Source organism: Billgrantia lactosivorans, assembly GCF_003254665.1.
Lineage (GTDB): Bacteria > Pseudomonadota > Gammaproteobacteria > Pseudomonadales > Halomonadaceae > Halomonas > Halomonas lactosivorans.
The window spans coordinates 187,837-212,194 of sequence record NZ_QHGY01000005.1 but is presented as its reverse complement, the minus strand read 5'-3'; the positions used below and the strand labels follow the sequence as shown (position 1 = coordinate 212,194).

Genomic DNA, 24,358 nt, shown 5'->3' with positions numbered 1-24,358 from the left:
CCCGCGTCGTTCACGCTCGTAGGATAGGAGGGCAGGCCAGCCACGATGATCAAGCTCTCGCTGCTGTCGGTGTTCGTGCCGACCTTTCTGTTCGTCTCGCTGACGCCGGGCATGTGCATGACCCTGTCGATGGTGCTGGGCATGACCCAGGGCGTCAGGCGTACGCTGTGGATGATGGTCGGTGAGCTCGTTGGCGTCGGCCTGGTGGCCAGCGCCGCCGGTGCCGGGGTGGCTACGCTGATGCTGCGCCAGCCCGAGCTGTTCGCCCTGTTCAAGTGGCTCGGCGGCGCCTACCTCGGCTACCTGGGGGTGATGATGTGGCGCTCCCGCGGGCGCATGGCGATTCCGCTCGAGAGCGTCGAGCTGACCCCGGTGTCGCGTGGCCAACTGGCGCTGCAGGGCTTCGTCACCGCAGTGGCCAACCCCAAGGGGTGGGCCTTCTTCGTCGCCCTGTTGCCGCCTTTCCTCGATGCCTCGCGTCCGCTGGGCGGGCAACTGGTCGTGCTGATCGCGGTGATCCTTGCCATCGAGTTCCTCAGCCTGCTGCTGTATGCCGCCGGCGGGCGCGGCCTGCGGCGCGTGCTGGGCGAGAGCGGCAACGTGCGCCTGCTCAACCGCATCGCCGGTACGCTGATGGTGGGCGTGGGGATCTGGCTGGCCTTCGGCTGAGGCGCGCCGCGGCGTTCGTCACACGGCCGGCAGCAGCGCCACCCTGGCACTGAGCAGCACCAGCGACGCCACCGTCAGCCAGCGCCAGGGGCACGGGCTGAGCGAGGCATGGGGCCGGCGTTGCCAGACCAGGCGAACCAGCGCGCAGACCACCAGCCCCAGCAGGCCGCCGCCGATCAGGTCGGAGAGCCAGTGCACGCCGATGACCAGGCGTGACAGCGCCATGGGCAGGGTGAGGGCGATGGCCAGCCAGTAGACCCAGAAGCGGCGATGCGGCGGCAGTTCCTGGGCGATGAAGGCGGCGGCCAGGCCGTACAGCACCACGGCGGACGAGGCGTGGGCGCTGGGGTAGGAGAGCGAACCGGTCAGGTAGTCCGGCGTCTCCGGGCGTGGCCGGCCGATCAGCGCCTTGCCCAGTATGTTGAGCACGGCGATGCCGCCAAGCCCGGCGGCAACATGGGCCAGCGCGGCGAGGTGGCGGCGGACCAGCAGCCAGGCCCCCCAGGGCATGACCAGGGCGAGGATGCCGAGGATATCGCCGACGCGGGCCAGCAGCTGGCCCGCTTCCGGCAGCATCGGCACCATCAGGGTCGCGAAGAAGGCTTGCACCTGGAGGTCGAGGGGGAAGGGGCCATCCTGGCGGATGACGGCGATGGTCAGGCCCGATAGCCCGCCGAGCGAAAAGATCAGCAGCAACCAGCTGGCCAGCGGTATCTCGCCGCGCCAGCTTCTCCTCAGCCAGGTCCGGCGCAGCCGCGGATGGCGGCTGGCGGCGCGCGCCAGGGCACGGTAGACACGGCCGGAGCGACTCACCTGGTGGCGCAGCCAGGAGAATGCCACGGCCAGCACCACCACGATCACGGCCAGCGTGATCAGCAGTGCCTCGAGGCCCGCCGGGATCGTCAGCAGCTGCTGCCAGGTCTGCCCGAGCAGGTAGCCCGGCAGCACGTAGGCGGGCGCCCAGAGTGCCGCCGATACCAGATTGGCCCACAGGAAGGTGCGCGGCGACATGTGCAGCATGCCGGCGATCAGCGGGATGATGGGGCGTACCGGGCCGACGAAGCGGCCGAAGAACACCGACAGGCTGCCATAGCGCTGAAAGAAGCGTGTGCCGCGAGCCAGCCATTCCGGATGACGCGACAGTGGCCACAGCCGGGTGACTCGCTCGCGCTGGGTATAGCCCAGGCTGAAGCTGAGCCCGTCGCCGAGGATGGCGCCGACGAAGGCCGCCAGCAGCAGTGCGGTCACCGACATGTCCTGGTGCCCGGCCAGCGATGCCGTCGCCGTGATCAGGACCACGCCGGGCAACAGCAGGCCGATCAGGGCCAGCGACTCGATCATGGCGATGGCGCCGACGAGGAGCAGCAAGAGTTCGGGGGAGGGGGCGAGTTGCAGCAGGGCTTCGGTCAGGCTCAAGCATCGACTCCTTGGTCAATCGGCGGGTGGGCATCCCTTCAGTTGTTGCCGAGCTGCCGGGTCAGGGTGAGCAGCCGCTGCTCGAAGCGCGGCCAGCTCTCTCCCGGCAGGCGCTGGCAGTGGGCGATCTTCACCTGCAGCGGCCCGGTATCCACCAGCACCGTGGTCTCCAGAGCCTGCCCGATACGCTGCTGCACCATCTGGACGCCGCTCTGGCTGGTGTCGGGCAGCACCAGCCAGAAGGTGGAGGCGCTCTGACGGCCGAGGAAGTCGTGGCGACGCGAGAAGCGATTGACGGCCAGGCAGAGCGCGTCGAGCAGCGCCTGGCGCGCCCGGTTGCCGAACTGCTCGCTGGCCATCTCGAGCTGAGGCAGGTGAAGTGCCAGCACGGCGAAGGGCTGGCCGAGGAACTGGGTGCGCTTGTACTCGCTGGCCAGTAGCTCGTGCATGGCCTCGCGGGCCAGGGCGTTGCAGTGGGGGTCGCGGGGGTTGGTGGCGTCGAGCAGCGCCTGCTGGCGGCGCTGCTCCCAGGGCACCAGCGCCGCCACCAGCGCCATGGCGACGTAGCTCAACGCCAGGTGAGCGTCCAGCTGCGTGTCGCTGAGCAGGAGCCAGGCCGGCGTCAGCAGCAGGTTGAGCAGCATGGCCGAGGCGAGGGGCAGCAAGAGCACCGTGAGCAGCGGGGCGAAGCCGAGCCACATGATGCCCGCCTCGTCCAGCCACGGCAGCTCCAGGGCCAGCATCAGGTAGCCCACGATCAGCGCCAGATAGGCCGCCAGGCGGGCCTGGCTGACGCTCGCGATGCACATCAGGCACGCCACCAGCATGACCAGGGCGAGGGATGCCGGCAGCAGGATGCGGCTGTAGTCGCCCATCAGGTAGCGCCAGATCGAGTAACCGCCCAGCAGCAGGGAGGCGAGAGCATAGGCAACGACGGTACGGTTCATGGGCATGCGATTGTCGTCAGCCATGGGCCCGCTCCGTCTCGACCTGGAGGTCTTCCTGCTGACGCTCGAAGCGCTGTACCGCCTCCTCGAGCGTGCCCAGGTCGCTCAGCGAGGCGAAGCGCACCTTGGCGCTGGGACGCAGCCCCTTGAGCAGCGCATGACGACGCTCGCTCGCCTGCTTGTCGTCGCGGCTGAGCAGCAGGGTGGCCAGCGTGCGGTGATCGAGGCGGTAGCAGTTCTCGAACTCGTGGGTCAGGCGACACAGGTCCTGGGCCATCGTCCACAGCTGGCGCCGCGACGTGCGCAGCAGCATCAGCTCGGCGTGGACCCCTTCGCGGCGGCAGCGCGCGCGCTCCCGGCGCAGGTCGGTGGATAGCTGCTGGCCACTCCACAACGGTAGCCCGGGTACCAGGCGCATGCGCTGGCGTGCGGCGCTGCGCGTCGGCAGCAGGTAGCGATTGCGCGCCAGGCCCAGCAGCATCAGCGGCAGCAGCACCAGACCCGAGAACAGCGTCTGCTCGATCCCCAGCAGATCCGCCAGCATCCACCAGGTCAGTACCGCCAGCGCGCAGGTGAGAGCCAGGACCCAGCCGGGCTGGGGCAGCATCAGCAGGGCGGGCCAGACCCACAGCCACAGCGCATGGCGTTCCGGGTCGGCGACCAGCAGGCCGGCCAGCAGCAGGCTGGGCAGCAGCTGCCAGGGCACGGTGGCGGGACGCCGATGGCTCATTTCGAGCAGGCTGGCCGTTACCATCAGCCAGACGCTGGCCAGGACCAGCAGCAGGGCGCTGGACAGCCGTTCCGACAGGTACGCCAGCAGGATCAGTAGCAGCGCTGCGGCCCACAGGTTCAGGCGCATCAGCCCGACTTTGTACTTGCTCTGCATGGTGCCTTACTATGGAGTTCGACGTGGTGTCGCGCCAGTATAACGTCCGCAGCGCCGTGTGGCGCTCTGCCCAGGAGAACTTCGTTCAGCATGTCCGCTCACGCCTCCCAAACCGAACGCACCGACGCCGAGGTGGGCGACGTTGTCGCCTACATGAACCGCCTTGGCCAGGCGGCACGCGCCGCCGCCAGCCAGATGCGCCGCGCCGTCACGGGTGACAAGAATCGCGCCCTGCTGGCGATGGCCGAGCAGCTCCAGCGCCGCCGTGGCGAGATCCTGGCCGCCAACGCCGGCGACCTCGCCCGTGGCCGCGACAACGGCCTGGAGCCGGCGCTGCTCGATCGCCTGGCGCTGAACGATGCGCGCCTGGATGCCATGATCGAGGGGCTCAAGCAGGTGGCGGCACTGCCCGACCCCGTGGGCGAGATCGACGGGCTGCGCTTTCGGCCCAGCGGCATTCAGGTAGGCCAGATGCGCGTACCGCTCGGCGTGATCGGCATCATCTACGAATCGCGGCCCAACGTGACCCTGGAGGCCGCCAGCCTGTGCCTCAAGTCGGGCAATGCGAGCATCCTGCGCGGCGGCTCCGAGGCGCGCGACTCCAATGCGGCGCTGGCCGCCTGCATCCGCGACGGGCTGCGCGTGGCCGGGCTGCCGGAGGACGCCGTGCAGGTGGTGGCGACCACCGACCGTGCGGCGGTCGGGCAGCTGATCGCCATGCCGGAGTACGTCGACGTGATTATCCCCCGTGGCGGCAAGTCGCTGATCGAGCGAATCTCGCGTGACGCGAGGGTGCCCGTGATCAAGCACCTGGATGGCATCTGCCATGTCTATGTCGATGCCACGGCGGACCCCGAGAAGGCGCTGGCGATCGCCGTCAATGCCAAGACACAGCGCTACGGTACCTGCAACACCATGGAGACGCTGCTCATCGATGCGCCCGTGGCCGCGGGGCTGCTGCCGCGGCTGGCCGAGGCCTACGCCGAGCATGGCGTCGAACTGCGTGGCTGCGAGCGTACGCGGGCCATTATCGCCGATATCGCCGCCGCCACCGAGGCGGACTGGGAAACCGAGTACCTGGCCCCGATCCTGGCAGTACGCGTGGTCGACGGCATCGACGCCGCCATCGCCCATATCGAGCGCTACGGCTCGCACCACACCGATGCCATCGTCACCGAGGATTACCGGTTGGCACGGCGCTTTCTGGCCGAGGTCGACTCCAGCTCGGTGATGGTGAATGCCTCGACCCGCTTCGCCGACGGCTTCGAGTACGGCCTGGGGGCGGAGATCGGCGTCTCCACCGACAAGCTGCACGCCCGCGGGCCGGTTGGGCTCGAGGGACTGACCACCCGCAAGTACGTGGTGCTGGGCGATGGCCAGGTCCGTCGGTGACCTCGCACCAGACCAGCCCGCTGCCGGCCCGGCGTGCCGCAGCCCCGCTCGAACCCGCGCGGGTGGCCATGCTGGGCGGCACCTTCGACCCCGTCCACCTGGGCCACCTGCGCAGCGCCGTGGAACTGCACGAAGCCCTGGCGCTGGACCGGGTCCACATGGTGCCGGCCAAGGTGCCACCCCTGCGCGGCGCCCCCCGGGTCACGCCCGAGGAACGCCTGGCGCTGCTGCGGCTGGGCATCGGCGATACGCCGGGCCTGGTCGCCGATCCCCGGGAGCTCGAGCGCACCGGTCCCTCCTATAGCGCCGACACCCTGGCCAGCCTGCGCGAGGAGTACGGGCCCCAGGCCCGCCTGATCATGGCGCTGGGGCATGACGCCTTCCTGCGCCTGGCCGACTGGCACTCGCCGCAGCGCCTGTTCGAGCTGGCCCACCTGGTGGTGATCGCCCGCCCCGGTAACGAGGAACCGCTGCCGGCCGCCCTGGGCGAGCTGATTGAGGGGCGCGAGGTCGCAAGCCCCGGCGTCCTGATGCGGCGCCCCGCGGGCCACCTGCTGCGGCTTGCACTGCCTACTCGCATGGCGATCTCGGCCACCGAGATTCGTCAGCGCCTGGCGTCGGGGCGCAGCGTTCGCTACCTGCTGCCCGAGGCGGTCGAGGCGCAAATACGTGCCAACTCCTATTATCGGCGTCGTTGAGCGCTGCCATAGGCTGCCCAAGACGCTACAATGGCGGCGACCAAGACTTCCCGTTGACGAGGGGCTATGCAGAACGATTCGCTCAAGACTCTGGTGGTAGGGGCGTTGGATGACCTCAAGGCCAAGGACGTCGTGCAACTGGACGTGTCGCGGCTGACCAGTGTCACCGACCTGATGATCGTGGCCAGCGGCACTTCCACTCGCCACGTGGCCGCGCTGGCCGAGCACGTGGTCCAGCAGGCCAAGGCCAACGGCATCCAGCCGGTGGGGGTGGAGGGGCAGGCCGGGTCCGACTGGGTCCTGGTGGATCTGGGCGACCTGGTCGTCCACGTGATGCTCCCCGAGACCCGTCAGCTGTACGACCTGGAACGGCTGTGGGCCGACCTGCCGAGCGATTCGGAGCCGCAGCAGGAACACCGGGGGACATGAGGATCCGCCTGCTGGCGGTCGGTACGCGCATGCCCGGCTGGGTGAGTGAAGGTGTCGAGGAGTACCGCAAGCGTCTGCCGCGCGACTTCGCCCTGGAGATCGAGGAGATCGCACCCGGCCAGCGCGGCAAGAACGCCGACACGGCCAGGGCCGTGGCACTCGAGGCGAAGCGAATACGCGAGCGGCTGCGTGGTGACGAACTCACGGTCGCGCTGGAGGTCGGTGGCAAGCCCTGGAGCACCGAGCGCCTGGCCCGGGAGGCCGAGGCCTGGCGCCTCGAGGGGCGCGACGTGGTGCTGCTGGTGGGCGGGCCGGACGGGCTGGCCCCGGAGCTCTCCGCGGCGGCCGATCGGCGCTGGTCGCTGTCCCCGTTGACCCTGCCGCATCCCCTGGTCAGGGTAATCCTGGCCGAACAGCTCTACCGCGCCTGGACCCTGATGGTCGGCCATCCCTATCACCGCTGAACGGCGGTCTTACGACAACCTGGAGTCGAGACGATTTTCGGCATGCGCGACCGCCGCAAGACCTTGAAGAACCCCGAGCAGGAGCTGCGCATCTTCCGCGTGCGAGCCTTTCTTGCCGTGCTGACGATCCTGCTCCTGACCGGACTGCTGGCGGGGCGGCTGGTATACCTCCAGGTGGTGCAGCATGAGGTCTACACCACCCGCTCCGAGAAGAATCGCGTGCGGGTGGAGCCGCTGCCGCCCACTCGTGGCTTGATTTACGACCGGAACGGGGTGCTGCTGGCCGAGAACCGCCCCACCTACAACCTGACCCTGACGCGGGAGCGGGTCGAGGATCTCGATACCACGCTGGACCGGCTCGAGGACCTGCTGGAGCTCGCCCCGGAAGAGGCCGAGGGCTTTCGCCTGCGCGCGCGCCAGCCCCAGCGGCCGTTTCAGCCGGCGCTGCTGATGAGCGATCTCGACGAGATACAGATCGCCCGCCTGGCGATCAACCGGCATCGCCTGCCGGGCGTCGAGGTCGAGGCGCAGCTGCTGCGCTACTACCCCGATGCGCATGTCATGGCACACGCCCTGGGCTATGTCGGGCGGATCAACACCGATGAGCTCAAGGAGCTCGATCCGGGGCGCTATGCGGGTACCCACTTCATCGGCAAGACCGGGGTGGAGCGCTTCTACGAGGATGTGCTCCATGGCCAGGCCGGCCTGCGCCAGGTGGAGACCAACGCCAGGGGACGGGTGCTGCGCGAGCTGGGCCGCACCGATCCCGTGCCGGGGCGGAACCTGACCCTGACGCTGGACAAGGAGCTGCAGCTTCTGGCCTACGAGTTGCTCGACGACCGTCGTGGCTCGATCGTTGCCATCGCTCCTCGCACCGGCGAGATCCTGGCCATGGTCTCGACTCCCGGGTTCGACAGCAACCAGTTCGTCACCGGCATCGATTTCGCCTCTTACCGCGAGCTGCAGGAGGACATCGACCTGCCGCTGTTCAACCGTGCCATTCGCGGCCAGTACCCGCCGGGTTCCACCATCAAGCCGTTCCTGGCCCTGGCCGGCCTGGCCGAGGGGGTGATCACGCCCGAGAAGACCATCAACGACCCCGGCTTCTACCAGCTGCCCAACGACAGCCGCCGCTACCGCAACTGGCTGCGCTGGGGGCATGGGCGTGTCGACATGGAGCGCGCCATCGCCGTTTCCAACAACACCTATTACTACTCGCTGGCCCACGACCTGGGCATCGACCGCCTCCACGAGCGGATGAGTGCCTTCGGCTTCGGCAGGCGCGTCGGCCATGACATCTTCGGCGAGAGCAGTGCGTTGATGCCTTCCCGCGACTGGAAGCGGGCTCGCTTCAACCAGTCCTGGTACCCCGGCGAGACGCTCTCGGTCGGCATCGGCCAGGGCTACTGGCAGGTCACGCCGCTGCAACTGGCCACGGCCACGGCCGTGCTCGCCAATCGCGGCCAGTGGGTGAAGCCTCGCCTGGCAAGGCAAATCGGCGACGAGGACGTGCCGGCGCAGCTGCCGGAGACGCCCGACGACATCGTCATCGACAACGATGCCTGGTGGGACCGGATCTTCGCCGGCATGGAGAAGGTGCTCACCGGGCAGGAGGGCACGGCGCGTCGCACCGGCGAGGGGCTCGAATACCGCATGGGCGGCAAGTCCGGCACCGCCCAGGTCTTCTCGCTGGGGCAGGACCAGCGCTACAACGCCGATGAGCTCGCCGAACGGCTGCGCGACCACGCGCTGTTCATGGCCTTCGCCCCGTTGGAGGAGCCCGAGATCGCCGTGGCCGTGATCGTGGAGAACGCCGGCGGGGGCAGTACCCATGCCGCGCACCTGGCACGGGCCATTACCGATGCCTGGCTGCTGGAAGAGGAGGCGCCCGACGTCGAGGAGGTGCGCGAGGTAATGGAAAGTGACACCGGTACCGTGGCGGGGAACTGAGCGATGACCTGGATGGGACTGACGAAGGGGCTGCGCGCGCGGCCGGTGCGAGCCCCGCAGAGCGGCATTTCGCGTCGCAAGAGCCTGTGGGAGCGGACCCACCTCGACCCTTGGCTGCTGCTGCTGCTGGTGGTGCTGCTGGTCGCGGGCTTGGCCATTCTGTACAGCGCCAGCGGTCAGCGCATCGAGGTGGTCATGGCCCAGGGTACGCGATTCCTGGTCGCGCTGGCGGTGATGCTGGTCCTGGCGCAGCTGCCGCCTGGCAAGCTGCTGCGCTGGGCCCCACTGGCCTATGGCGCTGGCCTGCTGATGTTGATTGCGGTGGAGGTGGTGGGCGATGTCGGCATGGGCGCCCAGCGCTGGCTTGAGATTCCCGGGGTGATTCGCTTCCAGCCCTCCGAACTGATGAAGCTGGCCATGCCGCTGATGCTGGCGGCCTGGCTGGGTCGGCGCGAGCTGCCGCCGCGCTGGAATGACCTGCTGGTCTGTGCGGTGATGCTCGGCGTACCGGTGGTGCTGATCGCCAAGCAGCCGGATCTCGGGACCTCCCTGCTGGTGGGCTGTGCCGGTGTCTTCGTGGTGCTCCTCGCCGGGCTGTCCTGGCGCTTCATCGGCCTGCTCGCCGCCGCGGCGGCGGCGGCGCTGCCGCTGCTCTGGATCAACCTGCACAACTACCAGCGGCAGCGTGTCCTGACCTTTCTCAACCCCGAAAGCGATCCCCTCGGGTCCGGCTGGAATATCATCCAGTCGACCACGGCCATCGGCAGCGGTGGCCTGTGGGGCAAGGGCTGGCTGCAGGGCACCCAGTCCCAGCTCGAGTTCCTGCCCGAGCGCCACACCGACTTCATCGTGGCGGTGCTGGGCGAGGAGTTCGGCCTGGTCGGCATGCTGCTGGTGCTGCTGCTGTACCTCCTGATCGTGATCCGCGGGCTGTGGCTCTCCGCCGCGGCCCACGACACCTTCGGCCGCCTGCTGGGAGGCAGCATCGTCCTGACCTTCTTCATCTATGTCTTCGTCAACGTGGGCATGGTCAGCGGCATTCTGCCCGTGGTCGGGGTGCCGCTGCCGCCGGTCAGCTACGGCGGGACCTCCAGCGTGACCTTGATGGCGGGATTCGGTATTCTCATGTCCATTCATGGGCACCGTCGCCTGCTGCCGCGCTGATGCCCGCAGCGGTTCGGCGCGGGCCCGGTCGATGTGGCCCCAGTCTGGGAGTGGCGCAAGCATGAAGCCATCGAGAAAGTGGAAAGGGGCTGGCGGCGCGGCGGTGGCCCTGACGCTCTGGCTACCGGCGCTGGCCGTGTCCGCAGCGGACTTTGCCCCTGCCGAGCACGAGGGGGCCAGGCAGCTGCTCGAGGAGCTCGCCGGGCGCGGCATCGAGCGTGACTGGCTGGAGGCGGCGCTTCAGGACGCCGTGTTCCAGCAGGGCGTGCTCGATGCCATGGAGGGCGCGGCGGAGCGCCGGCTGCGCTGGGACGAATACCGCGAGATCTTCCTGCAGCCGGAACGAGTCAGCCGCGGTGCCGCCTTCATCGAGACCCACGAGGAGGCCTTTCGCCGTGCCCAGGCCGAGTTCGGCGTGCCGCCGGAAATCATCGCCGCCATCATCGGCGTCGAGACCAGCTATGGCCGCTTCACCGGGCGCCACCGCGTGATCGACTCCCTCGCCACGCTGGCCTTCCATCACCCCGCCCGCGGCAGTTTCTTTCGCGGCGAGTTGGCCGCCTTCCTCGAGATCAGCCATGAGCAGCAGGTCGACCCCGGCAGCCTCGAAGGCTCCTATGCCGGTGCCATGGGCTACCCCCAGTTCATTCCGAGCAGCTACCGCGCCTATGCGGTGGACTTCGACGACGACGGCCAGCGTGACCTGTGGACCAACCCGGTCGATGCCATCGGCAGCGTGGGCAACTACTTCGCCGAGCATGGCTGGCGCCGCGGCGAACCCGTCTACAGCGAGGCCGAAGGGCCGGGCACCCCTCCCGGCCAGGTCGAGTTCAACCAGACCCGGCGGCCCTATCTCGCCCTGAGCGAGCTGGAGCGGGCCGAGATCGAGCCCCTGGCCGAACTCGACGATTCGACCGCGGTCATCCCGCTGGCGCTGGAAGTCGACGACACCCAATGGCGCTATCGCCTGGGGCACGAGAACTTCTACGTCATCACCCGCTACAACCACAGTCACCTCTATGCCATGGCCGTGACCGAGCTGGCCGAGGCGATAGCGGATCTGCGTGAGCTGGACCCCTTCCCGCTGTCCGCCTCCGCGTCTGACGAGCAGGAGGGTTCGCTGTGAAGATTGTGTGGCTGGTACTGGCGATAACGGCCCTTCTGGCGGGCTGTGCCGGCAGCGGCTCGAGCACGCCGGCGCAGCGCGACGGCGAGGCGGCCTCTAGCGCGCCGGCGGAGCGTTACGCCATGAGTGGCGATGCCTATCCGCAGGATCCGCCCGACGTAAGCCAGATCCCCGACGCCGTGCCGCGTGTCGAAGACCTCTCCCGGGGAGGCAATCGCCCGGTCTACGAGGTGTGGGGGAAGACCTATCGCGTCCTGCCGGATGCCCGCGGCTACGCCCGGCAGGGTACCGCCTCCTGGTACGGCGAGAAGTTCCACGGCTACGCCACGTCCAATGGCGAGATCTATGACATGTACAAGATGAGCGCGGCACATCGATCGCTGCCGCTGCCGACCTATGCCCGTGTCACGAGTCTCGACAACGGCCGCTCGGTGATCGTGCGGGTCAACGATCGCGGCCCCTTTCACAACGACCGCGAGATCGATCTCTCCTATGCCGCCGCGGCCAGGCTCGATATCCTCGACCGCGGCACCGGCCGGGTGAAGGTCGAGGCGATCGATCCGGTGGCCTGGCAGGCCGAGAACGGCGGCAGCGGAGAGAACCGTGACGCCGCGTCCGCTGTCCAACCCGGGGCTGGCGGGACGCCACGCCGCGATACCGCTGAGCAGGCGCCGGCGGGCCGCGAGGTCGCCTCGCCGAGCGCCGCACGCAGCGAAGCCGAGCAGGCCGAAGACGCGGCACCGATCTACCTGCAGATCGCGGCACTGGGTTCGGCCGACAACGCGCGTGAACTCAAGGCGCGCCTGGAAGGCGAGCTGTCGCTTCCGGTGCGCGTGGCGGATTCTGCCGGCATGTACCGGGTCCAGGTTGGCCCGCTGGCCCATGCCGGACAGGTAGAACCCGCGCGCGATGAACTGAGGCGTGCCGGTATCGAACAGGCCTTTATTGTCAACGGCGCCGACTGATCGGCGCACTTCCCCCTGACCCTTCTCGACGTAGCGAAGAGATCCATGCCCATGCGAGTGCTGCTTACCCGTTTCCGTTCACGGTTCCTGCCGTTGACGCTGCTGAGCCTGCTGTTGGTCGTTTCCCAGGCCCTGGCCCAGGCGGTACCGTCACCGCAACCTCAGACGGTGATCCCGTCACCGCCGCAGATCGCGGCCAAGTCCTGGATCCTGATGGATGCCGACAGCGGCCGGGTACTGCTGGAGCACAACGCCGACGAGCGCCTGCCACCGGCAAGCCTGACCAAGCTGATGACCGCCTACCTGGTCGAACGTGAGCTGAATCGCGGCAACATCGGCATGGACGACATGATTCGCATCAGCGAGAACGCCTGGCGTACCGGCGGCTCCAAGATGTTCATCGAGGTCAACACCGACGTCTCGATCCGCGACCTGCTGCACGGCATCATCATCGCCTCGGGCAACGATGCCAGCGTCGCGGTCGCCGAGCATCTGGCCGGCGGCGAGGAGCCCTTCGCGGAGATGATGAATCAGCACGCGGCTCGCCTGGGAATGCAAAATACCCACTATGCCAATGCCACCGGCCTGCCGCACCCCGAGCAGTACTCCTCGTCTCGTGACATGGCGATACTGTCCCAGCACATCATCAACGACTACCCGGAGCACTACGCGGTCTATTCCGAGAAGTACTTCACCTACAACGACATTCGCCAGCCCAATCGCAATCGCCTGCTGTGGCGCGACCCTACCGTGGACGGGCTCAAGACCGGCTGGACCACCGAGGCCGGCTACGGGCTGGTGGCGTCGGCCAAGCGCGACGACATGCGCCTGATCTCGGTGGTGATGGGCACCAGCTCGGAGGAAGCCCGCGCGCAGGAGACGCAGAAGCTGCTCAGCTACGGGTTCCGCTACTACGAAACCCTCGAGCTCTACGAGCAGGGCGCGGTACTCAACACGCCGCGTATCTGGGGAGGCGAGAAGGACGAGCTGCGTGTCGGCGTCGATAGCGACGTCACGATGACGCTGCCGCGATCGCGCAACGAGGAGCTCAGTGCGCGCCTGGATATTCGCGAGGATCTGACCGCGCCGGTCAGTCTCGGTGATCGGGTGGGCACGCTTGAGGTCCGCCTCGGTGAGGAGGTCGTGGGCGAGCAGCCGCTGGTGGCCCTCGAGTCGATCGAGGAGGGCGGTCTGTTCAAGCGGCTGTTCGATCAGGTGCGACGCTTCTTCACCAACCTGCTCAGCGGCTGGTTCTAGACGTCGCTTGGTCGACGCCACATAGTTGAGTAAAATGGTCAGGTTATCCTTCGAGACCCTGTAGAGAGCCATGTCAGACAACAAACTGCGCGACCTGCGTCGGCCCGACCTGCCGGCGCCGAAGATCACCTTCCCCTGCGATTACCCGATCAAGGTGGTGGGCGATGCCGCCGAGGACTTCACTGCCAGCGTCTGTCAGGTGGTGCTGCGCCATGATGCCAGCTTCGATGCCACCCGCATCGAGGTGGTCGAGAGTCGCAACGCCCGCTTCCAGTCGGTGCGGTTGACCCTGCGCGCTACCGGGGAAGCCCAGCTCAAGGCGCTGTTCGCCGAGCTCAAGGCCACCGGCCGCGTCCACATGGTGGTCTAGGTGTCCGCTCGGGAGGCCGGCGCGCCCATCGCGCTGCTGTGCCTGGGGCGTCGCCCCTACCTGCCGGTATGGCGGGCCATGCGCGAGTTGACCGACGCTCGCGACGAGGCGACCCAGGATCAATTCTGGCTGGTGGAGCATGATCCCGTGTTCACCCAGGGGCAGGCGGGCAAGCCCGAGCATCTGCTGATGCCGGGCGACATCCCGGTCGTGCAGACCGATCGCGGCGGGCAGGTCACCTACCACGGACCCGGTCAGGTCGTGCTCTACCCCCTGCTCGACGTGCGCCGGGCCCGGCTGGGGGTTCGCGATCTCGTCTCGGCGCTGGAACAGGCCGTGGTCGAGGTGCTCGCCGAGCATGGGGTCGAGGCGCACGCGCGCCCGGATGCCCCCGGCGTCTACGTCGGGGCGGCCAAGATCGCGTCGCTGGGCCTGCGCATCCGGCGTGGCGCGAGCTATCACGGCGTGGCGCTCAACGTCGATGGCGACCTGGCGCCCTTCCAGCGCATCAATCCGTGCGGCTATGCCGGCATGGCCATGACACGCCTGGCCGACCTGGTCGCCCAGCGGCCCAGCGTCGAGCGGGTCGGCACCCGGCTGGCCGAAAGCCTGGCGCGGCAACTGGGGCGTCACCTGGTGCCGGACGAAGCCGGGGAGCCGACAGTCGGCCAGGCGGAAGCCGGGGGAGGCATCCGCCGTTGACTGCGGCGGCAGGCGAAACGACGAAGGCGACCCGGAGGTCGCCTTTTTGCCTTGTCGCGTCGCTCGAAGCCGGCGGCCTCAGCCGACGTTGACCGCCTGGATGCGGTTGGGGTCGGGCGCCTGTCCCGGGATCTCGGCCGGCGCGGCCAGCCCCAGGTTGTTCTTCTCGAATACCCGGTCGGCGCGATAGCTGGAGCGCACCAGCGGGCCGGACGCCACCTCCATGAAGCCCTTCTCCAGGCCCAGGCGGCGATAGCGCTCGAACTCCTCGGGCGTGACCCAGCGCTCCACCGGCAGGTGGTTGCGGGTGGGCCGCAGGTACTGGCCGAGGGTGACGATATCGACGTCGATGGCGCGCAGGTCGTCGAAGGTGGCGAGGATCTCCTCGTCGGTCTCGCCGAGGCCGAGCATGAGGCTGGTCTTGGTCAGCACGTCCGGACGGTAACGCTTGGCGTGGGCCAGCACGTCGAGGGTCTTGCGATAGCCGGCACGCGGGTCACGCACGTAGTGGGTGAGCCGTTCCACCGTTTCGACATTCTGGGCGAATACCTCGAGGCCGGAGTCGACCACCCGCTCGATGGCGGTCGTGTCGCCGTCGAAGTCGGGCGTCAATGCCTCGACCACCACCGTCGGGGTGTTGTTCTTGATGGCGCGAATGCATGCGGCATAGTGGGCGGCGCCGCCGTCTTCCAGGTCGTCGCGGTCGACCGAGGTGAGCACCACGTAGCGCAGCCCCATCAGCTCCACCGACTTGGCGGTGTTGGCCGGTTCCTCGTGGTCCAGCCAGCCGCGCGGGTTGCCGGTATCGACGGCGCAGAAGCGGCAGGCGCGGGTGCATACCGAGCCCATCAGCATGATGGTGGCGGTGCCGTTGCTCCAGCACTCGCCCATGTTGGGACAGTGCGATTCGGCGCACACGGTGCTCAGGCGATGCTCGTTGACGTTGCGTTTCACCGCCTCGAAGCGGCCGCCACCGGGAATCTGGGCGCGCAGCCACTGCGGCTTGCGTCCCGGCTCGGGGCGCTCCTCGGACTGGCTGCGCTGCTTGATGCCGTCCTTGATGGCGGCAAAGCCATGCTCGGTGCGGAACTTCGCGCCGCTCGGCACGCGTTTCGAGGTGCTGTCGCTCATAGGGTGTGAGCCCCTCCACTCGGCGGCTGCCACGGTCGTGCCGCGGGGCAATACCCGCTCGCACGGCTGGCAATTGATACGATGGTCGCAGGCCCGTAATCTACCATACCCGCGGCCGCCCGGCACAGTGCTCCGGGTCGACGCTTGACCCCGGCGGCTCAGCCGGGGGGCATTGGCAGGCAGACCACACCGTGATCGGGCATCGGCTGCGGCGGGGCCTTGAAATGGGCCTCGATCTCGCCCAGCCGCTCGCGTATGAAACGCAGGAACAGCTCGGTCACCGGAGTGGGGAAGCGATCGCGAGGGTAGACCGTGCACCAGGAGCGGCGCAGGGGAAAACCCGGCAGAGGCAGCTCGGCCAGCAGCCCTGCGCCGAGCTCCAGGCGAACGGCCAGCCGCGGCAGCACGGTCACCCCCAGGTGCGCCATCACGCCCTGCTTGATCGCCTCGTTGGTACCCAGCTCCATGGTATGCTGGAGCGCGACGTCCTGTTCGGCCGCGAGCTGCTCGAAGGCGGTGCGTACGCCGGAACCCGGTTCGCGCATCAGCAGGTAGTGGCGGGCGAGATCCTCCAGCGCGGGGGCGTGGGCCTCAAGCAGCGGATGGCCGGGCCAGACGATGGGGATCAGCTCGTTGTCGAGAAACGGCATGAAGGCCAGGTTGTCGTCGTCCTCGGGCACCATCGCCATGATCACCAGGTCGTCGCTGCGGGCCGCCAACCGTTCCAGGGCCTGGCTTCGGTTGCATACCTGCAGCCGCACCTGGACGTTGGGGTAGTGGGCGCGGAAGCGGGCGATCAGGTGGGGCACCACGTACTGGGCAGTCGACACGGCGGCCAGGTTCAGTTCCCCGGAAATCGTGCCGTCCATGTCCGACAGCGTCATCTGCAGGCGCGAGACCTGGCCGAAGATGGCCTGGGTCGAGGCCGCCAGCGCGTCGGCGGCGGGCAGCACGTGCAGGGTCTTGCCGGTGTACTTGAACAGCGGCTGCCCCAGGGCCTGTTCGAGCTGGCGGATCTGCGCGCTGACCGCCGGCTGGGTCAGGCCCAGCCGCTCGGCAGCCCGCGAGTAGGACTGCTGGCGATGCACGGCCTGGAACACCTGCAACTGGCGAAAGGTCAGGCGGTTCAGCAGGCTAGGCGTGGTCATCTATCAATCCACTAGTGGGGACGAAGGCCCGTTGAAAAAGCCCTTACATGCTATCACCGTCACCGGCCCGGGTCATGCGGTCGCCCCGCCCGGGCACCGCCAAGCGTCGCCCGGCGCCGCTCCCGGCGTGCTGCGCCGGGCAGGCTGGCACGGCGTGATGCTGGCGGGCAGCGGGCTGGCCGCGCTGCGAGCCGGCCAGGCCTGCACCGAACTCGAGCTGGGCTGTTATCACGGCGGCGGTGCGTCGGGCGAGGCCCTGGTGGAGCACGCCCGGCGACTGGGCTGCGATGCCCTGCACCCGGGGGAGGCCGTGGCCGAGGAGCAGTGGCGCCTTGCCCGCGCCTGTGCGCGTGGCGGCCTGGCCTTCATCGGCCCGGACGAGGCGCTCGTCGCCACAGTGTGCGATGACGCAGCCGTGCGGCAACTGATGCGCGAGGCGGGGCTGCCTCTGGGGGAGTTCGCGCCGCAGGCGGCGCGCGTGCACCTGCCGGTGCTCGCCGATTGTCGCGGACAGGCGCTGGCGCTGGTGGAGCACGAGCTGCTCGACGAGGGCTTCGCCATGGCACCGAGCGAGCGGCTGACACCCGAACAGCGTGCCTATCTCGGGCAGCTTGCCGTGCAGGGCGCCCGCTCGCTCGGCCTGGTCGGTCTGGCCACGTTGAGCTTCTCGCTGGCCGACAACCGGCTGGGATTCGTCGGCATGCGCCCCGGCCTGACGGGCTACGAGGGCCTGGCCGAGGTGCTGAGCGGTCTCGACCTGGCGGTGGAGCAGCTGCGCCTGGTAGCGGGAGAGCGGCTTCGGCGCCCCCGGGTCGGGCACATGGGGCATGGTCCGGGGCGGCCAGGCCAGGCGCGCTGGCGCCTGCTGCGGTCGGCGGCGGGTCACCTGGGCGGGGGGCCGGGGGTCCGGCTCGACCGATCCTCACCCGAGGGCGACACGACCGAAGTACGGCTGCTGGTCTGGGGCCGGGATGGGGCCGAGGCGGGCCGCCGCGAGCGCCGTGCGCTGGCGGAGTGGTGCGGCGATGCCCGGGCCATGGAGGGCGCATTCGTCGAGCGCGACTGAGCGGCCCCCGGCTTCCAGTCACAAAAAAACGACAAAACGGCTGCATTGCAGGAGCGCAGGGCGTACTATGCTTGCTGCATTGCAGCATACTTTCTCCTCCCGCTGTCCCAGCATCGGCAGCGGAGACACAAGGAGCCGAACATGAACGCACTCTTGCCGACACCCCCGACAGAAGCCCTGAGCTTTCTGGATCCGTTCGGTTTCGGTCGTGCCGCTTTCGATTACTGGCGGGACGCCGTCGAGCGCAGCGTGCTGTACATGGACGTGATGCGCGAGCGTGGCAACCAGTATCTCGAGCATATCGAGAAGACCAAGCCCAATGTGCTCGGCTTCGACGCCGAGGTGGTGATGGACGGTCGCCAGTTGCCGCGGCCGGTCAACTACGAATTGATGCGCATCCAGCCGCCGGCCGGCGTCGAGGTCGACCTCCAGGCGCGCCCCTTCGTGGTCGTCGATCCGCGGGCCGGACACGGACCCGGCATCGGCGGCTTCAAGCCCGACAGCGAGATCGGCGTCGCCCTGCGCGCCGGCCACCCCTGCTATTTCATCGGCTTCCTGCCCTATCCCGAGCCCGGCCAGACGGTCGAGGACGTGGTGGAGGCGGAGATCGCCTTCCTGCGCCGTGTGAACGAGCTGCATCCCGAGGCATCCGAAAAGCCGATGGTGGTGGGCAACTGCCAGGCGGGCTGGCAGATCATGATGGCGGCCTCGCTGGAGCCCGACTGTTTCGGGCCGATCCTGATCGCCGGTGCCCCGCTCTCCTACTGGGCCGGCGAGCGGGGCAAGGCGCCGATGCGCTATACCGGCGGCATGACCGGCGGCAGCTGGATGAGCACGCTGGCCAGCGATCTCGGCGACGGCCTGTTCGACGGGGCGTTGCTGGTGCAGAACTTCGAGCGCTTGAACCCCGCCAATACCTGGTGGGACAAGCAGTATCGCCTCTATGCCAATGTCGATAGCGAGGCCGAGCGCTACCTCAACTTCGAGCGCTGGTGGGGCGGCCACGTGGTGCTGGGTGGCGAGGAAATCCAGTACATCGTCGACAACCTGTTCGTCGGCAACCGGCTCTCCACCGCGCAGCTGGTCACTTCGGACGGTCGACGCATCGACCTGCGCAACGTGCGCTCGCCGGTGGTGGTGTTCTGCTCCCAGGGCGACGACATCACGCCACCGCCCCAGGCGCTGGGCTGGGTACGCGATCTCTACGGTGACACCGACGACATCGTCGCCAGCGAGCAGACCATCGTCTACTGCGTGCATGACAGCACCGGGCACCTGGGGATCTTCGTCTCCGGCAGCGTGTCGCGCAAGGAGCACGCCGAGTTCACCGCCAACATCGACTACATCGACGTGCTGCCGCCGGGCCTCTACGAGACCACGGTGACCAGCGCCGAGGAGCGCGACGATGCCGAACTGCTCGAGCGCGATTACCTGCTCGAGTTCAAGGCCCGCTCCATCGAGGGGCTCAACCGGGACGTGCTGCATCATCGCGAGGATGACGACCGGCGCTTCGCCACCGTGGCGCGAATATCGGAGATCAACCTGGGTCTCTATCGGCTGTTCGTGCAGCCATGGATTCGTGCATTGATCACCCCCGAGGCGGCCCGCCTGATGCGCCGCCTGCATCCGATCCGCCTCGGCTACAAGCTGCTGTCCGACCGCAACCCGCTGTCGGTGCCGCTGCCGGTGCTTGCCGAGTGGGTACGCGAGGACCGCCATCCCGTCGCGGAGGACAACCTCCTGCGGACCATGGAGAGGGCCGTGTCCGACCAGATCTCCCGTGGCCTGGATACCTGGCGGGAGATACGCGACCAGAGCATCGAGCACACCTTCCTGGCGGTTTACGGTCAGCCGCTGCTGCAAGCCATGGTCGGCCTTGGCGGCGACGCCCACGTGCACCGTCGCCAGCCCGGCAGTGAGCCGGAGCATCGCCGCTTCCTCGAACGGCGCCAGCAGGAGCTGCGCCAGCGCGTGGCCGAGGGCGGCATCCATGAGGCGGTGATGCGCTCGGTGATCCATGTGCTGGGCGGTGCCCCCACCACCGACGAGCGCAACTTCAAGCGTCTGCGGGCCTCGCGCGCCGAGCTCGAGCCGGGTACCAGCCTGTCGGACTTCAAGCACCTGGTGCGCGAACAGTTCTTCATCCTCAAGCTCGATCGCGACGCGGCGCTGGCGGCAATTCCCCAACTGCTGGCGGGGGAGCGTGCCGAAGCGATTCGCGCGTCGCTGGAGCACATCGACCAGGTGCTGGCGGCCAGCGGTGAGCTCTCCGAGCACGCCAGCAGGCGCTACGAGCACATTCGCGAGCTCTTCGGCGAGGCGCTGGAGCGCGCCGACCCGCTGGAGCGCCGCCAGGCACTGGCCGAACTGCACGACGAGGTCGTGACGGGGGCCAGGGCCGAGGCTACCGCGCGCAGCGAGGTGGCGAACCTGTTCAAGGCCGAGCCCGAGGCGGCCGAGCCGGACCGGCCCAAGCGTTCCACCAAGGCGAAGGCGCCCGCCGGGCCGACGGGCAAAGTGCCGGCCAAGCCTCAGGCCGACGGCCGCCCCGGCGATAGCCAGAGCGACGCCGGCAGCAAACCGGCCACCTCGCGCAAGCCGCGCAAGCGCTGAGCGCGAGGCGTCGCCGGAGCACCTCGGCGCCCCTGCCGTCAGCGGCAGGGGCGTTGTCGTTGCGGCAGCATGACGGCGCGAGCGACTTGATGCCACTTTCCCATTGCTGCTTTACTGCCGCCATGCGGAAGCGACTGGCGTGAAACGGGTTGCTGGGGTAGGGTAAGCGGATTTTTCACCGTATCCGCCGGAGAATCGGCGCATCGGAACCGTTCAGGCGGGGCCCCAGAACCCCGCCGTGCAGAATGTGGAGCACTATGGGCAAGTCATTGGTCATCGTCGAGTCGCCGGCCAAGGCCAAGACGATCAACAAGTACCTCGGCAGCGAGTTCATCGTGAAGTCGAGCGTGGGTCATATTCGCGACCTGCCGACCAGCGGCTCGGGCAAGGCGGCTTCCGACCCCAAGGAGCGCGCGCGCCAGGCGGCGGCGACCCGCAAGATGTCGCCCGAGGAGAAGGCCGAGTACAAGAAGCACAAGGCCAAGGATCAGCTCATCCGGCGCATGGGCATCGATCCGGAACATGGCTGGAAGGCCCATTACGAGATCCTGCCCGGCAAGGAGAAGGTCGTCTCCGAACTGCAGAAGCTTGCCGAGAAGGCCGACGCCGTCTATCTCGCCACCGATCTCGACCGCGAGGGGGAGGCCATCGCCTGGCACCTCAAGGAGACCATCGGCGGCGACGACGGGCGCTATCGCCGCGTGGTGTTCAACGAGATCACCAAGAACGCCATCAAGGAGGCGTTCAAGGAGCCCGGCACGCTCAACATTCCCCGCGTCGAGGCGCAGCAGGCGCGACGTTTCCTCGACCGCGTGGTGGGGTTCATGCTCTCGCCGCTGCTGTGGGCCAAGATCGCCCGCGGCCTGTCCGCCGGTCGCGTGCAGTCGGTGGCGGTGCGCCTGATCGTCGAGCGCGAGCGCGAGATTCGTGCCTTCGTGCCCGAGGAGTTCTGGGACGTGCATGCCGACCTCGTCTCCGACCAGGGCGAGCCGGTGCGTTTCGAGCTGGTGCGTCAGGACGGCAAGGCGTTCCGGCCCACCTCCGAGGCCGAGACCCTCGAGCGCATCGAGGCGCTGCGCAGGGCCGGCCTGGCGATCACCGCGCGCGAGGACAAGCCGACCCGCTCGAAGCCGGGCGCTCCCTTCATCACCTCGACCCTGCAGCAGGCCGCCAGCGGTCGCCTCGGCTTCTCGGTGAAGAAGACCATGACCCTGGCCCAGCGCCTCTACGAGGCGGGCTACATCACCTACATGCGTACCGACTCGACCAACCTGTCGCAGGATGCGCTGGCCATGGCGCGCGAGCACGTCGAGCAGGCCTACGGCAAGCGCTACCTGCCCGAGTCGCCGAATCGCTACTCGAGCAAGGCGGGGGCCCAGGAGGCCCACGAGGCGATCCGTCCCACCGATGTCGCACGCAAGGCCGACGACCTGGCCGGCATGGAGCGCGACGCCGAACGCCTCTACGACCTGATCTGGCGTCAGTTCGTGGCGTGCCAGATGACGCCGGCCGAATATCTCTCCAGCACCCTGACCGTGGAAGCCGATGGCTACGAACTCAGGGCCAAGGGCCGGGTGCTGAAGTTCGACGGCTATACCCGTGTGCTCAAGCCGGCGGGCAAGAACGAGGACCAGGCGCTGCCGGACCTCGCCGAGGGCACGCCGATGCGGCTCGAGCAGCTCGACCCGCAGCAGCACTTCACCAAGCCGCCGGCTCGCTACACCGAGGCGAGCCTGGTCAAGGAGCTGGAGAAGCGCGGCATCGGCCGCCCCTCGACCTACGCCTCGATCATCTCGACCATCCAGGATCGCGGCTACGTCAAGTTGGAGAACCGGCGCTTCTACGCCGAGAAGCTCGGTGACATCGTCACCGAGCGGCTCAAGGAGTCCTTCCCCGACCTGATGGACTACTCCTTCACCGCGCGCATGGAGGACAGCCTCGACGAGGTCGCCGAGGGCGAGCGCAACTGGCGCGAACTGCTCGACGCCTTCTACGCCGAGTTCCGCGAGGAGCTCGAGGCCGCCGAGAGCGAGGCGGGCATGCGCCCCAACCAGCCGGTTCCCACCGACATCGACTGCCCCACCTGCGGGCGCAAGATGCAGATCCGCACGGCATCCACCGGGGTGTTCCTGGGCTGCTCCGGCTACAACCTGCCGCCCAAGGAGCGCTGCAAGACCACCATCGACCTGCTGCCGGGCGACGAGGCGGTGCCCGCCGATGCGGGCGAGGAGGCCGAGGCCAAGGCGCTGCGGGCCAAGCATCGCTGCCCCAAGTGCGGCACGGCGATGGACAGCTACCTGATCGACGAGACCCGCAAGCTGCACATCTGCGGCAACAGCCCCGACTGTGACGGTCACGAGATCGAGCACGGCAAGTTCCGCATCAAGGGCTACGAGGGTCCCACCATCGAGTGCGACAAGTGCGGCAGCGAGATGCAGCTCAAGTCGGGCCGCTTCGGCAAGTATTTCGGCTGTACCAACGAGGCGTGCAAGAACACCCGCAAGCTGCTGCGCAACGGCGAGGTGGCCCCGCCCAAGATGGACCCCATTCCGATGCCGGAGCTGTCCTGTCAGAAGGTCGACGACCACTATGTGCTGCGCGACGGGGCCAGTGGCCTGTTCCTGGCCGCGAGCAAGTTCCCGCGCAACCGGGAGACCCGCCCCCCGCTGGTGCGCGAGCTAAAGTCCCATGCCAAGGAGCTGCCGGAAAAGTATCGCTATCTGCTCGAGGCGCCCAGCGAGGATCCCGAGGGGCGTCCGGCCCAGATCCGCTACTCGCGCAAGAGCAAGGAGCAGTTCGTCATGACCGAGGAGGAGGGCAAGGCGACCGGCTGGCGGGCGATCTACGATAACGGTAGGTGGCAGGTGGAGGACAAGCGCAAGTGAGCCCACGAGCCCGCACCAACCAGTTGCTCTACCAGGCCGAGCTGCTCCTGGAGACCGCCCCGGGGGAGGACGAGCACGCCGAGGCACGGCGCATGGCCGCCGAGGAGGCCGCGCTGGCGCTGACCGAGCTGGCGCTCGAGTCGCTGCTGCGGGAGGTTACCGAGCATGCCCGGCTGGAGCGCCACGACTGGCGCGACCTGCTGGGTGCCGAGGGGGCCGGCATCGCCGAACTGCATCGGCTGCGTGAGCTGGCGATGCGTCCCGAGAGCTGGCTTGGCTGGTTGCTGCCTCGATTCGAGGCGCTGCACGACAGTGACGGCGTGGCGCGCCGGCGCCATGCCGCTCAACCCGGGCTGATCGCCGTGGGCAGCGCGGCGGCGCTGGGCGACGAGCTGCGTGCCTGCCTGAAGGAGGCCAAGCGAGAAATCGCGGCGCTGCGGGAAACCAGCGAGGAGTGGTAGCGCCTGCGGACGCCGAACCCGCCGGCAACTCCGGCTCGTCGAGTTCGATCGTCGTCCGTTGATACAAGTCAAGCGACGACGATGGGCTTTGGCTAGGATGAAAGCAAGCAGCCGGTCATCGAGGCTGGCGGAGGGCTTCGGGGGGAGACTCGCATGCGTTTTCATCAAGTCAGGGAACTGGTGGACTGGGCGGCCGATTACCATGCCCGCCTGGCCGAACAATACTCCCGCCTGGCCGCGAGCGGTGACGACGAACGGGTACGAATGGCACTCGAGTACCTGGCGGAGCGCGAGCGCAAGCTTCAAGCCGACCTGCTGGGCTATCTCGACGATGGCAGCGACCACCGCAGCGTGCTCGATACCTGGTTCGACGACCCCAACGATTTTCCCCACCCCCCGGTACTCGAGCGTTTGCCGGACAGCATCGAAGGCAGCAGCGTGTCCGCCTTGCTGGCAACGGCGCTGACCGCGCACAGAACCCTTCAGGACCTGTATGCGCATCGCGCCGACCGCGCCGGCGGCATCCACGAGCGAGAGTTCTTCGAGGCCTTGGCCAAGGGACACGAGGGCGAGGTGCGTCGCCTCGTGCGTGACATGCAGCGGCTCGAAGACTACTGAG

At 68.4% G+C, this 24,358-nt stretch carries 22 protein-coding genes; 17 read left to right on the top strand and 5 right to left on the bottom strand.

Annotation, left to right across the window (positions count from 1 at the left end):
- Nucleotides 1–45: 45 nt before the first annotated feature.
- The gene (locus DIS04_RS13090; RefSeq protein WP_179951270.1) at nt 46–669 is read left to right on the top strand and encodes a LysE family translocator; all 624 of its coding nucleotides are present in this window, start codon (nt 46–48) and stop codon (nt 667–669) included.
- Nucleotides 670–687: 18 nt separating this feature from the next.
- Here the strand turns inward: DIS04_RS13090 and DIS04_RS13085 are convergent, their stop codons facing one another.
- Genes DIS04_RS13085 through DIS04_RS13075 form a run of 3 tightly spaced genes read right to left on the bottom strand, consistent with a single transcriptional unit; the run spans nt 688 to nt 3,918 of the window.
- Nucleotides 688–2,085, bottom strand: coding sequence for a bifunctional DedA family/phosphatase PAP2 family protein (locus DIS04_RS13085; protein WP_111414217.1), 1,398 nt, complete (start codon nt 2,083–2,085; stop codon nt 688–690).
- A gap of 38 nt (nt 2,086–2,123) precedes the next feature.
- Nucleotides 2,124–3,056 carry a diguanylate cyclase domain-containing protein gene (locus DIS04_RS13080; protein WP_111414216.1) on the bottom strand — a complete coding sequence of 311 codons (933 nt, stop codon included), beginning with the start codon at nt 3,054–3,056 and terminating at the stop codon, nt 2,124–2,126.
- Nucleotides 3,049–3,918 (bottom strand): hypothetical protein, encoded by an 870-nt coding sequence (locus DIS04_RS13075; RefSeq protein WP_111414215.1) that lies wholly within the window; start codon nt 3,916–3,918, stop codon nt 3,049–3,051. Before DIS04_RS13075 ends, DIS04_RS13080 begins: the two co-directional genes overlap by 8 nt.
- Nucleotides 3,919–4,008: 90 nt before the next feature.
- Here DIS04_RS13075 and DIS04_RS13070 point away from each other — a divergent pair, with 90 nt between their 5' ends.
- From DIS04_RS13070 to lipB, 11 genes are all read left to right on the top strand, one after another.
- Nucleotides 4,009–5,310 (top strand): glutamate-5-semialdehyde dehydrogenase, encoded by a 1,302-nt coding sequence (locus DIS04_RS13070; RefSeq protein ID WP_111414214.1) that lies wholly within the window; start codon nt 4,009–4,011, stop codon nt 5,308–5,310.
- A gap of 68 nt (nt 5,311–5,378) precedes the next feature.
- Nucleotides 5,379–6,008: a nicotinate-nucleotide adenylyltransferase gene (nadD, locus tag DIS04_RS13065; RefSeq protein WP_111414320.1), complete on the top strand. Its 630-nt coding sequence runs from the start codon at nt 5,379–5,381 to the stop codon at nt 6,006–6,008.
- Between the two features lie 66 nt (nt 6,009–6,074).
- A complete protein-coding gene (rsfS, locus tag DIS04_RS13060; protein ID WP_111414213.1) occupies nt 6,075–6,437 on the top strand; it encodes a ribosome silencing factor in 363 nt (120 codons plus the stop codon).
- Nucleotides 6,434–6,901 (top strand): 23S rRNA (pseudouridine(1915)-N(3))-methyltransferase RlmH, encoded by a 468-nt coding sequence (gene rlmH / locus DIS04_RS13055; RefSeq protein WP_111414212.1) that lies wholly within the window; start codon nt 6,434–6,436, stop codon nt 6,899–6,901. Before rsfS ends, rlmH begins: the two co-directional genes overlap by 4 nt.
- Before the next feature lie 42 nt (nt 6,902–6,943).
- The gene (gene mrdA, locus DIS04_RS13050; RefSeq protein WP_111414211.1) at nt 6,944–8,851 is read left to right on the top strand and encodes a penicillin-binding protein 2; all 1,908 of its coding nucleotides are present in this window, start codon (nt 6,944–6,946) and stop codon (nt 8,849–8,851) included.
- Nucleotides 8,852–8,854: 3 nt separating this feature from the next.
- Nucleotides 8,855–10,015 carry a rod shape-determining protein RodA gene (gene rodA, locus DIS04_RS13045; protein WP_111414210.1) on the top strand — a complete coding sequence of 387 codons (1,161 nt, stop codon included), beginning with the start codon at nt 8,855–8,857 and terminating at the stop codon, nt 10,013–10,015.
- Between the two features lie 61 nt (nt 10,016–10,076).
- Nucleotides 10,077–11,141: a lytic murein transglycosylase B gene (mltB, locus tag DIS04_RS13040; protein ID WP_111414209.1), complete on the top strand. Its 1,065-nt coding sequence runs from the start codon at nt 10,077–10,079 to the stop codon at nt 11,139–11,141.
- Complete coding sequence (locus tag DIS04_RS13035) at nt 11,138–12,106, top strand: septal ring lytic transglycosylase RlpA family protein (protein ID WP_111414208.1); 969 nt, start codon at nt 11,138–11,140, stop codon at nt 12,104–12,106. Before mltB ends, DIS04_RS13035 begins: the two co-directional genes overlap by 4 nt.
- A 51-nt stretch (nt 12,107–12,157) precedes the next feature.
- Entirely contained in the window at nt 12,158–13,363 is a 1,206-nt protein-coding gene (locus DIS04_RS13030; protein WP_111414319.1) for a D-alanyl-D-alanine carboxypeptidase family protein, read from the top strand.
- 70 nt (nt 13,364–13,433) lie between these two features.
- Nucleotides 13,434–13,733: an HP0495 family protein gene (locus tag DIS04_RS13025; RefSeq protein ID WP_111414207.1), complete on the top strand. Its 300-nt coding sequence runs from the start codon at nt 13,434–13,436 to the stop codon at nt 13,731–13,733.
- Nucleotides 13,734–14,435: a lipoyl(octanoyl) transferase LipB gene (gene lipB / locus DIS04_RS13020; RefSeq protein ID WP_111414206.1), complete on the top strand. Its 702-nt coding sequence runs from the start codon at nt 13,734–13,736 to the stop codon at nt 14,433–14,435.
- Between the two features lie 78 nt (nt 14,436–14,513).
- Here lipB and lipA read toward each other — a convergent pair whose 3' ends face one another.
- Both lipA and DIS04_RS13010 read right to left on the bottom strand, forming a co-directional pair.
- The gene (gene lipA / locus DIS04_RS13015; protein ID WP_111414205.1) at nt 14,514–15,566 is read right to left on the bottom strand and encodes a lipoyl synthase; all 1,053 of its coding nucleotides are present in this window, start codon (nt 15,564–15,566) and stop codon (nt 14,514–14,516) included.
- Between the two features lie 158 nt (nt 15,567–15,724).
- Nucleotides 15,725–16,714 carry a LysR family transcriptional regulator gene (locus DIS04_RS13010; RefSeq protein WP_111414204.1) on the bottom strand — a complete coding sequence of 330 codons (990 nt, stop codon included), beginning with the start codon at nt 16,712–16,714 and terminating at the stop codon, nt 15,725–15,727.
- A gap of 31 nt (nt 16,715–16,745) precedes the next feature.
- Between DIS04_RS13010 and DIS04_RS13005 the strand changes: the two genes are divergently transcribed.
- From DIS04_RS13005 to DIS04_RS12985, 5 genes are all read left to right on the top strand, one after another.
- Entirely contained in the window at nt 16,746–17,780 is a 1,035-nt protein-coding gene (locus tag DIS04_RS13005) for an ATP-binding protein (RefSeq protein WP_162623066.1), read from the top strand.
- Between the two features lie 141 nt (nt 17,781–17,921).
- Complete coding sequence (locus tag DIS04_RS13000; RefSeq protein ID WP_245904563.1) at nt 17,922–20,393, top strand: DUF3141 domain-containing protein; 2,472 nt, start codon at nt 17,922–17,924, stop codon at nt 20,391–20,393.
- 257 nt (nt 20,394–20,650) lie between these two features.
- Complete coding sequence (gene topA / locus DIS04_RS12995; protein WP_111414202.1) at nt 20,651–23,278, top strand: type I DNA topoisomerase; 2,628 nt, start codon at nt 20,651–20,653, stop codon at nt 23,276–23,278.
- The gene (locus DIS04_RS12990) at nt 23,275–23,739 is read left to right on the top strand and encodes a DUF6586 family protein (RefSeq protein WP_111414201.1); all 465 of its coding nucleotides are present in this window, start codon (nt 23,275–23,277) and stop codon (nt 23,737–23,739) included. Before topA ends, DIS04_RS12990 begins: the two co-directional genes overlap by 4 nt.
- A gap of 153 nt (nt 23,740–23,892) precedes the next feature.
- Nucleotides 23,893–24,357 carry a 2-hydroxyacyl-CoA dehydratase gene (locus DIS04_RS12985; protein ID WP_111414200.1) on the top strand — a complete coding sequence of 155 codons (465 nt, stop codon included), beginning with the start codon at nt 23,893–23,895 and terminating at the stop codon, nt 24,355–24,357.
- Nucleotide 24,358 lies beyond the last annotated feature (1 nt).

What these genes read in the sequence shown, in the direction of transcription:
- DIS04_RS13090 (WP_179951270.1), top strand. Translation starts at nt 46, where the DNA reads ATGATCAAGCTCTCGCTGCTGTCGGTGTTCGTGCCGACCTTTCTGTTC.
- DIS04_RS13080 (WP_111414216.1), bottom strand. Translation starts at nt 3,056, where the DNA reads ATGGCTGACGACAATCGCATGCCCATGAACCGTACCGTCGTTGCCTAT.
- DIS04_RS13075 (WP_111414215.1), bottom strand. Translation starts at nt 3,918, where the DNA reads ATGCAGAGCAAGTACAAAGTCGGGCTGATGCGCCTGAACCTGTGGGCC.
- DIS04_RS13070 (WP_111414214.1), top strand. Translation starts at nt 4,009, where the DNA reads ATGTCCGCTCACGCCTCCCAAACCGAACGCACCGACGCCGAGGTGGGC.
- nadD (WP_111414320.1), top strand. Translation starts at nt 5,379, where the DNA reads ATGCTGGGCGGCACCTTCGACCCCGTCCACCTGGGCCACCTGCGCAGC.
- rsfS (WP_111414213.1), top strand. Translation starts at nt 6,075, where the DNA reads ATGCAGAACGATTCGCTCAAGACTCTGGTGGTAGGGGCGTTGGATGAC.
- rlmH (WP_111414212.1), top strand. Translation starts at nt 6,434, where the DNA reads ATGAGGATCCGCCTGCTGGCGGTCGGTACGCGCATGCCCGGCTGGGTG.
- mrdA (WP_111414211.1), top strand. Translation starts at nt 6,944, where the DNA reads ATGCGCGACCGCCGCAAGACCTTGAAGAACCCCGAGCAGGAGCTGCGC.
- rodA (WP_111414210.1), top strand. Translation starts at nt 8,855, where the DNA reads ATGACCTGGATGGGACTGACGAAGGGGCTGCGCGCGCGGCCGGTGCGA.
- mltB (WP_111414209.1), top strand. Translation starts at nt 10,077, where the DNA reads ATGAAGCCATCGAGAAAGTGGAAAGGGGCTGGCGGCGCGGCGGTGGCC.
- DIS04_RS13030 (WP_111414319.1), top strand. Translation starts at nt 12,158, where the DNA reads ATGCGAGTGCTGCTTACCCGTTTCCGTTCACGGTTCCTGCCGTTGACG.
- DIS04_RS13025 (WP_111414207.1), top strand. Translation starts at nt 13,434, where the DNA reads ATGTCAGACAACAAACTGCGCGACCTGCGTCGGCCCGACCTGCCGGCG.
- lipA (WP_111414205.1), bottom strand. Translation starts at nt 15,566, where the DNA reads ATGAGCGACAGCACCTCGAAACGCGTGCCGAGCGGCGCGAAGTTCCGC.
- DIS04_RS13010 (WP_111414204.1), bottom strand. Translation starts at nt 16,714, where the DNA reads ATGACCACGCCTAGCCTGCTGAACCGCCTGACCTTTCGCCAGTTGCAG.
- DIS04_RS13000 (WP_245904563.1), top strand. Translation starts at nt 17,922, where the DNA reads ATGAACGCACTCTTGCCGACACCCCCGACAGAAGCCCTGAGCTTTCTG.
- topA (WP_111414202.1), top strand. Translation starts at nt 20,651, where the DNA reads ATGGGCAAGTCATTGGTCATCGTCGAGTCGCCGGCCAAGGCCAAGACG.
- DIS04_RS12985 (WP_111414200.1), top strand. Translation starts at nt 23,893, where the DNA reads ATGCGTTTTCATCAAGTCAGGGAACTGGTGGACTGGGCGGCCGATTAC.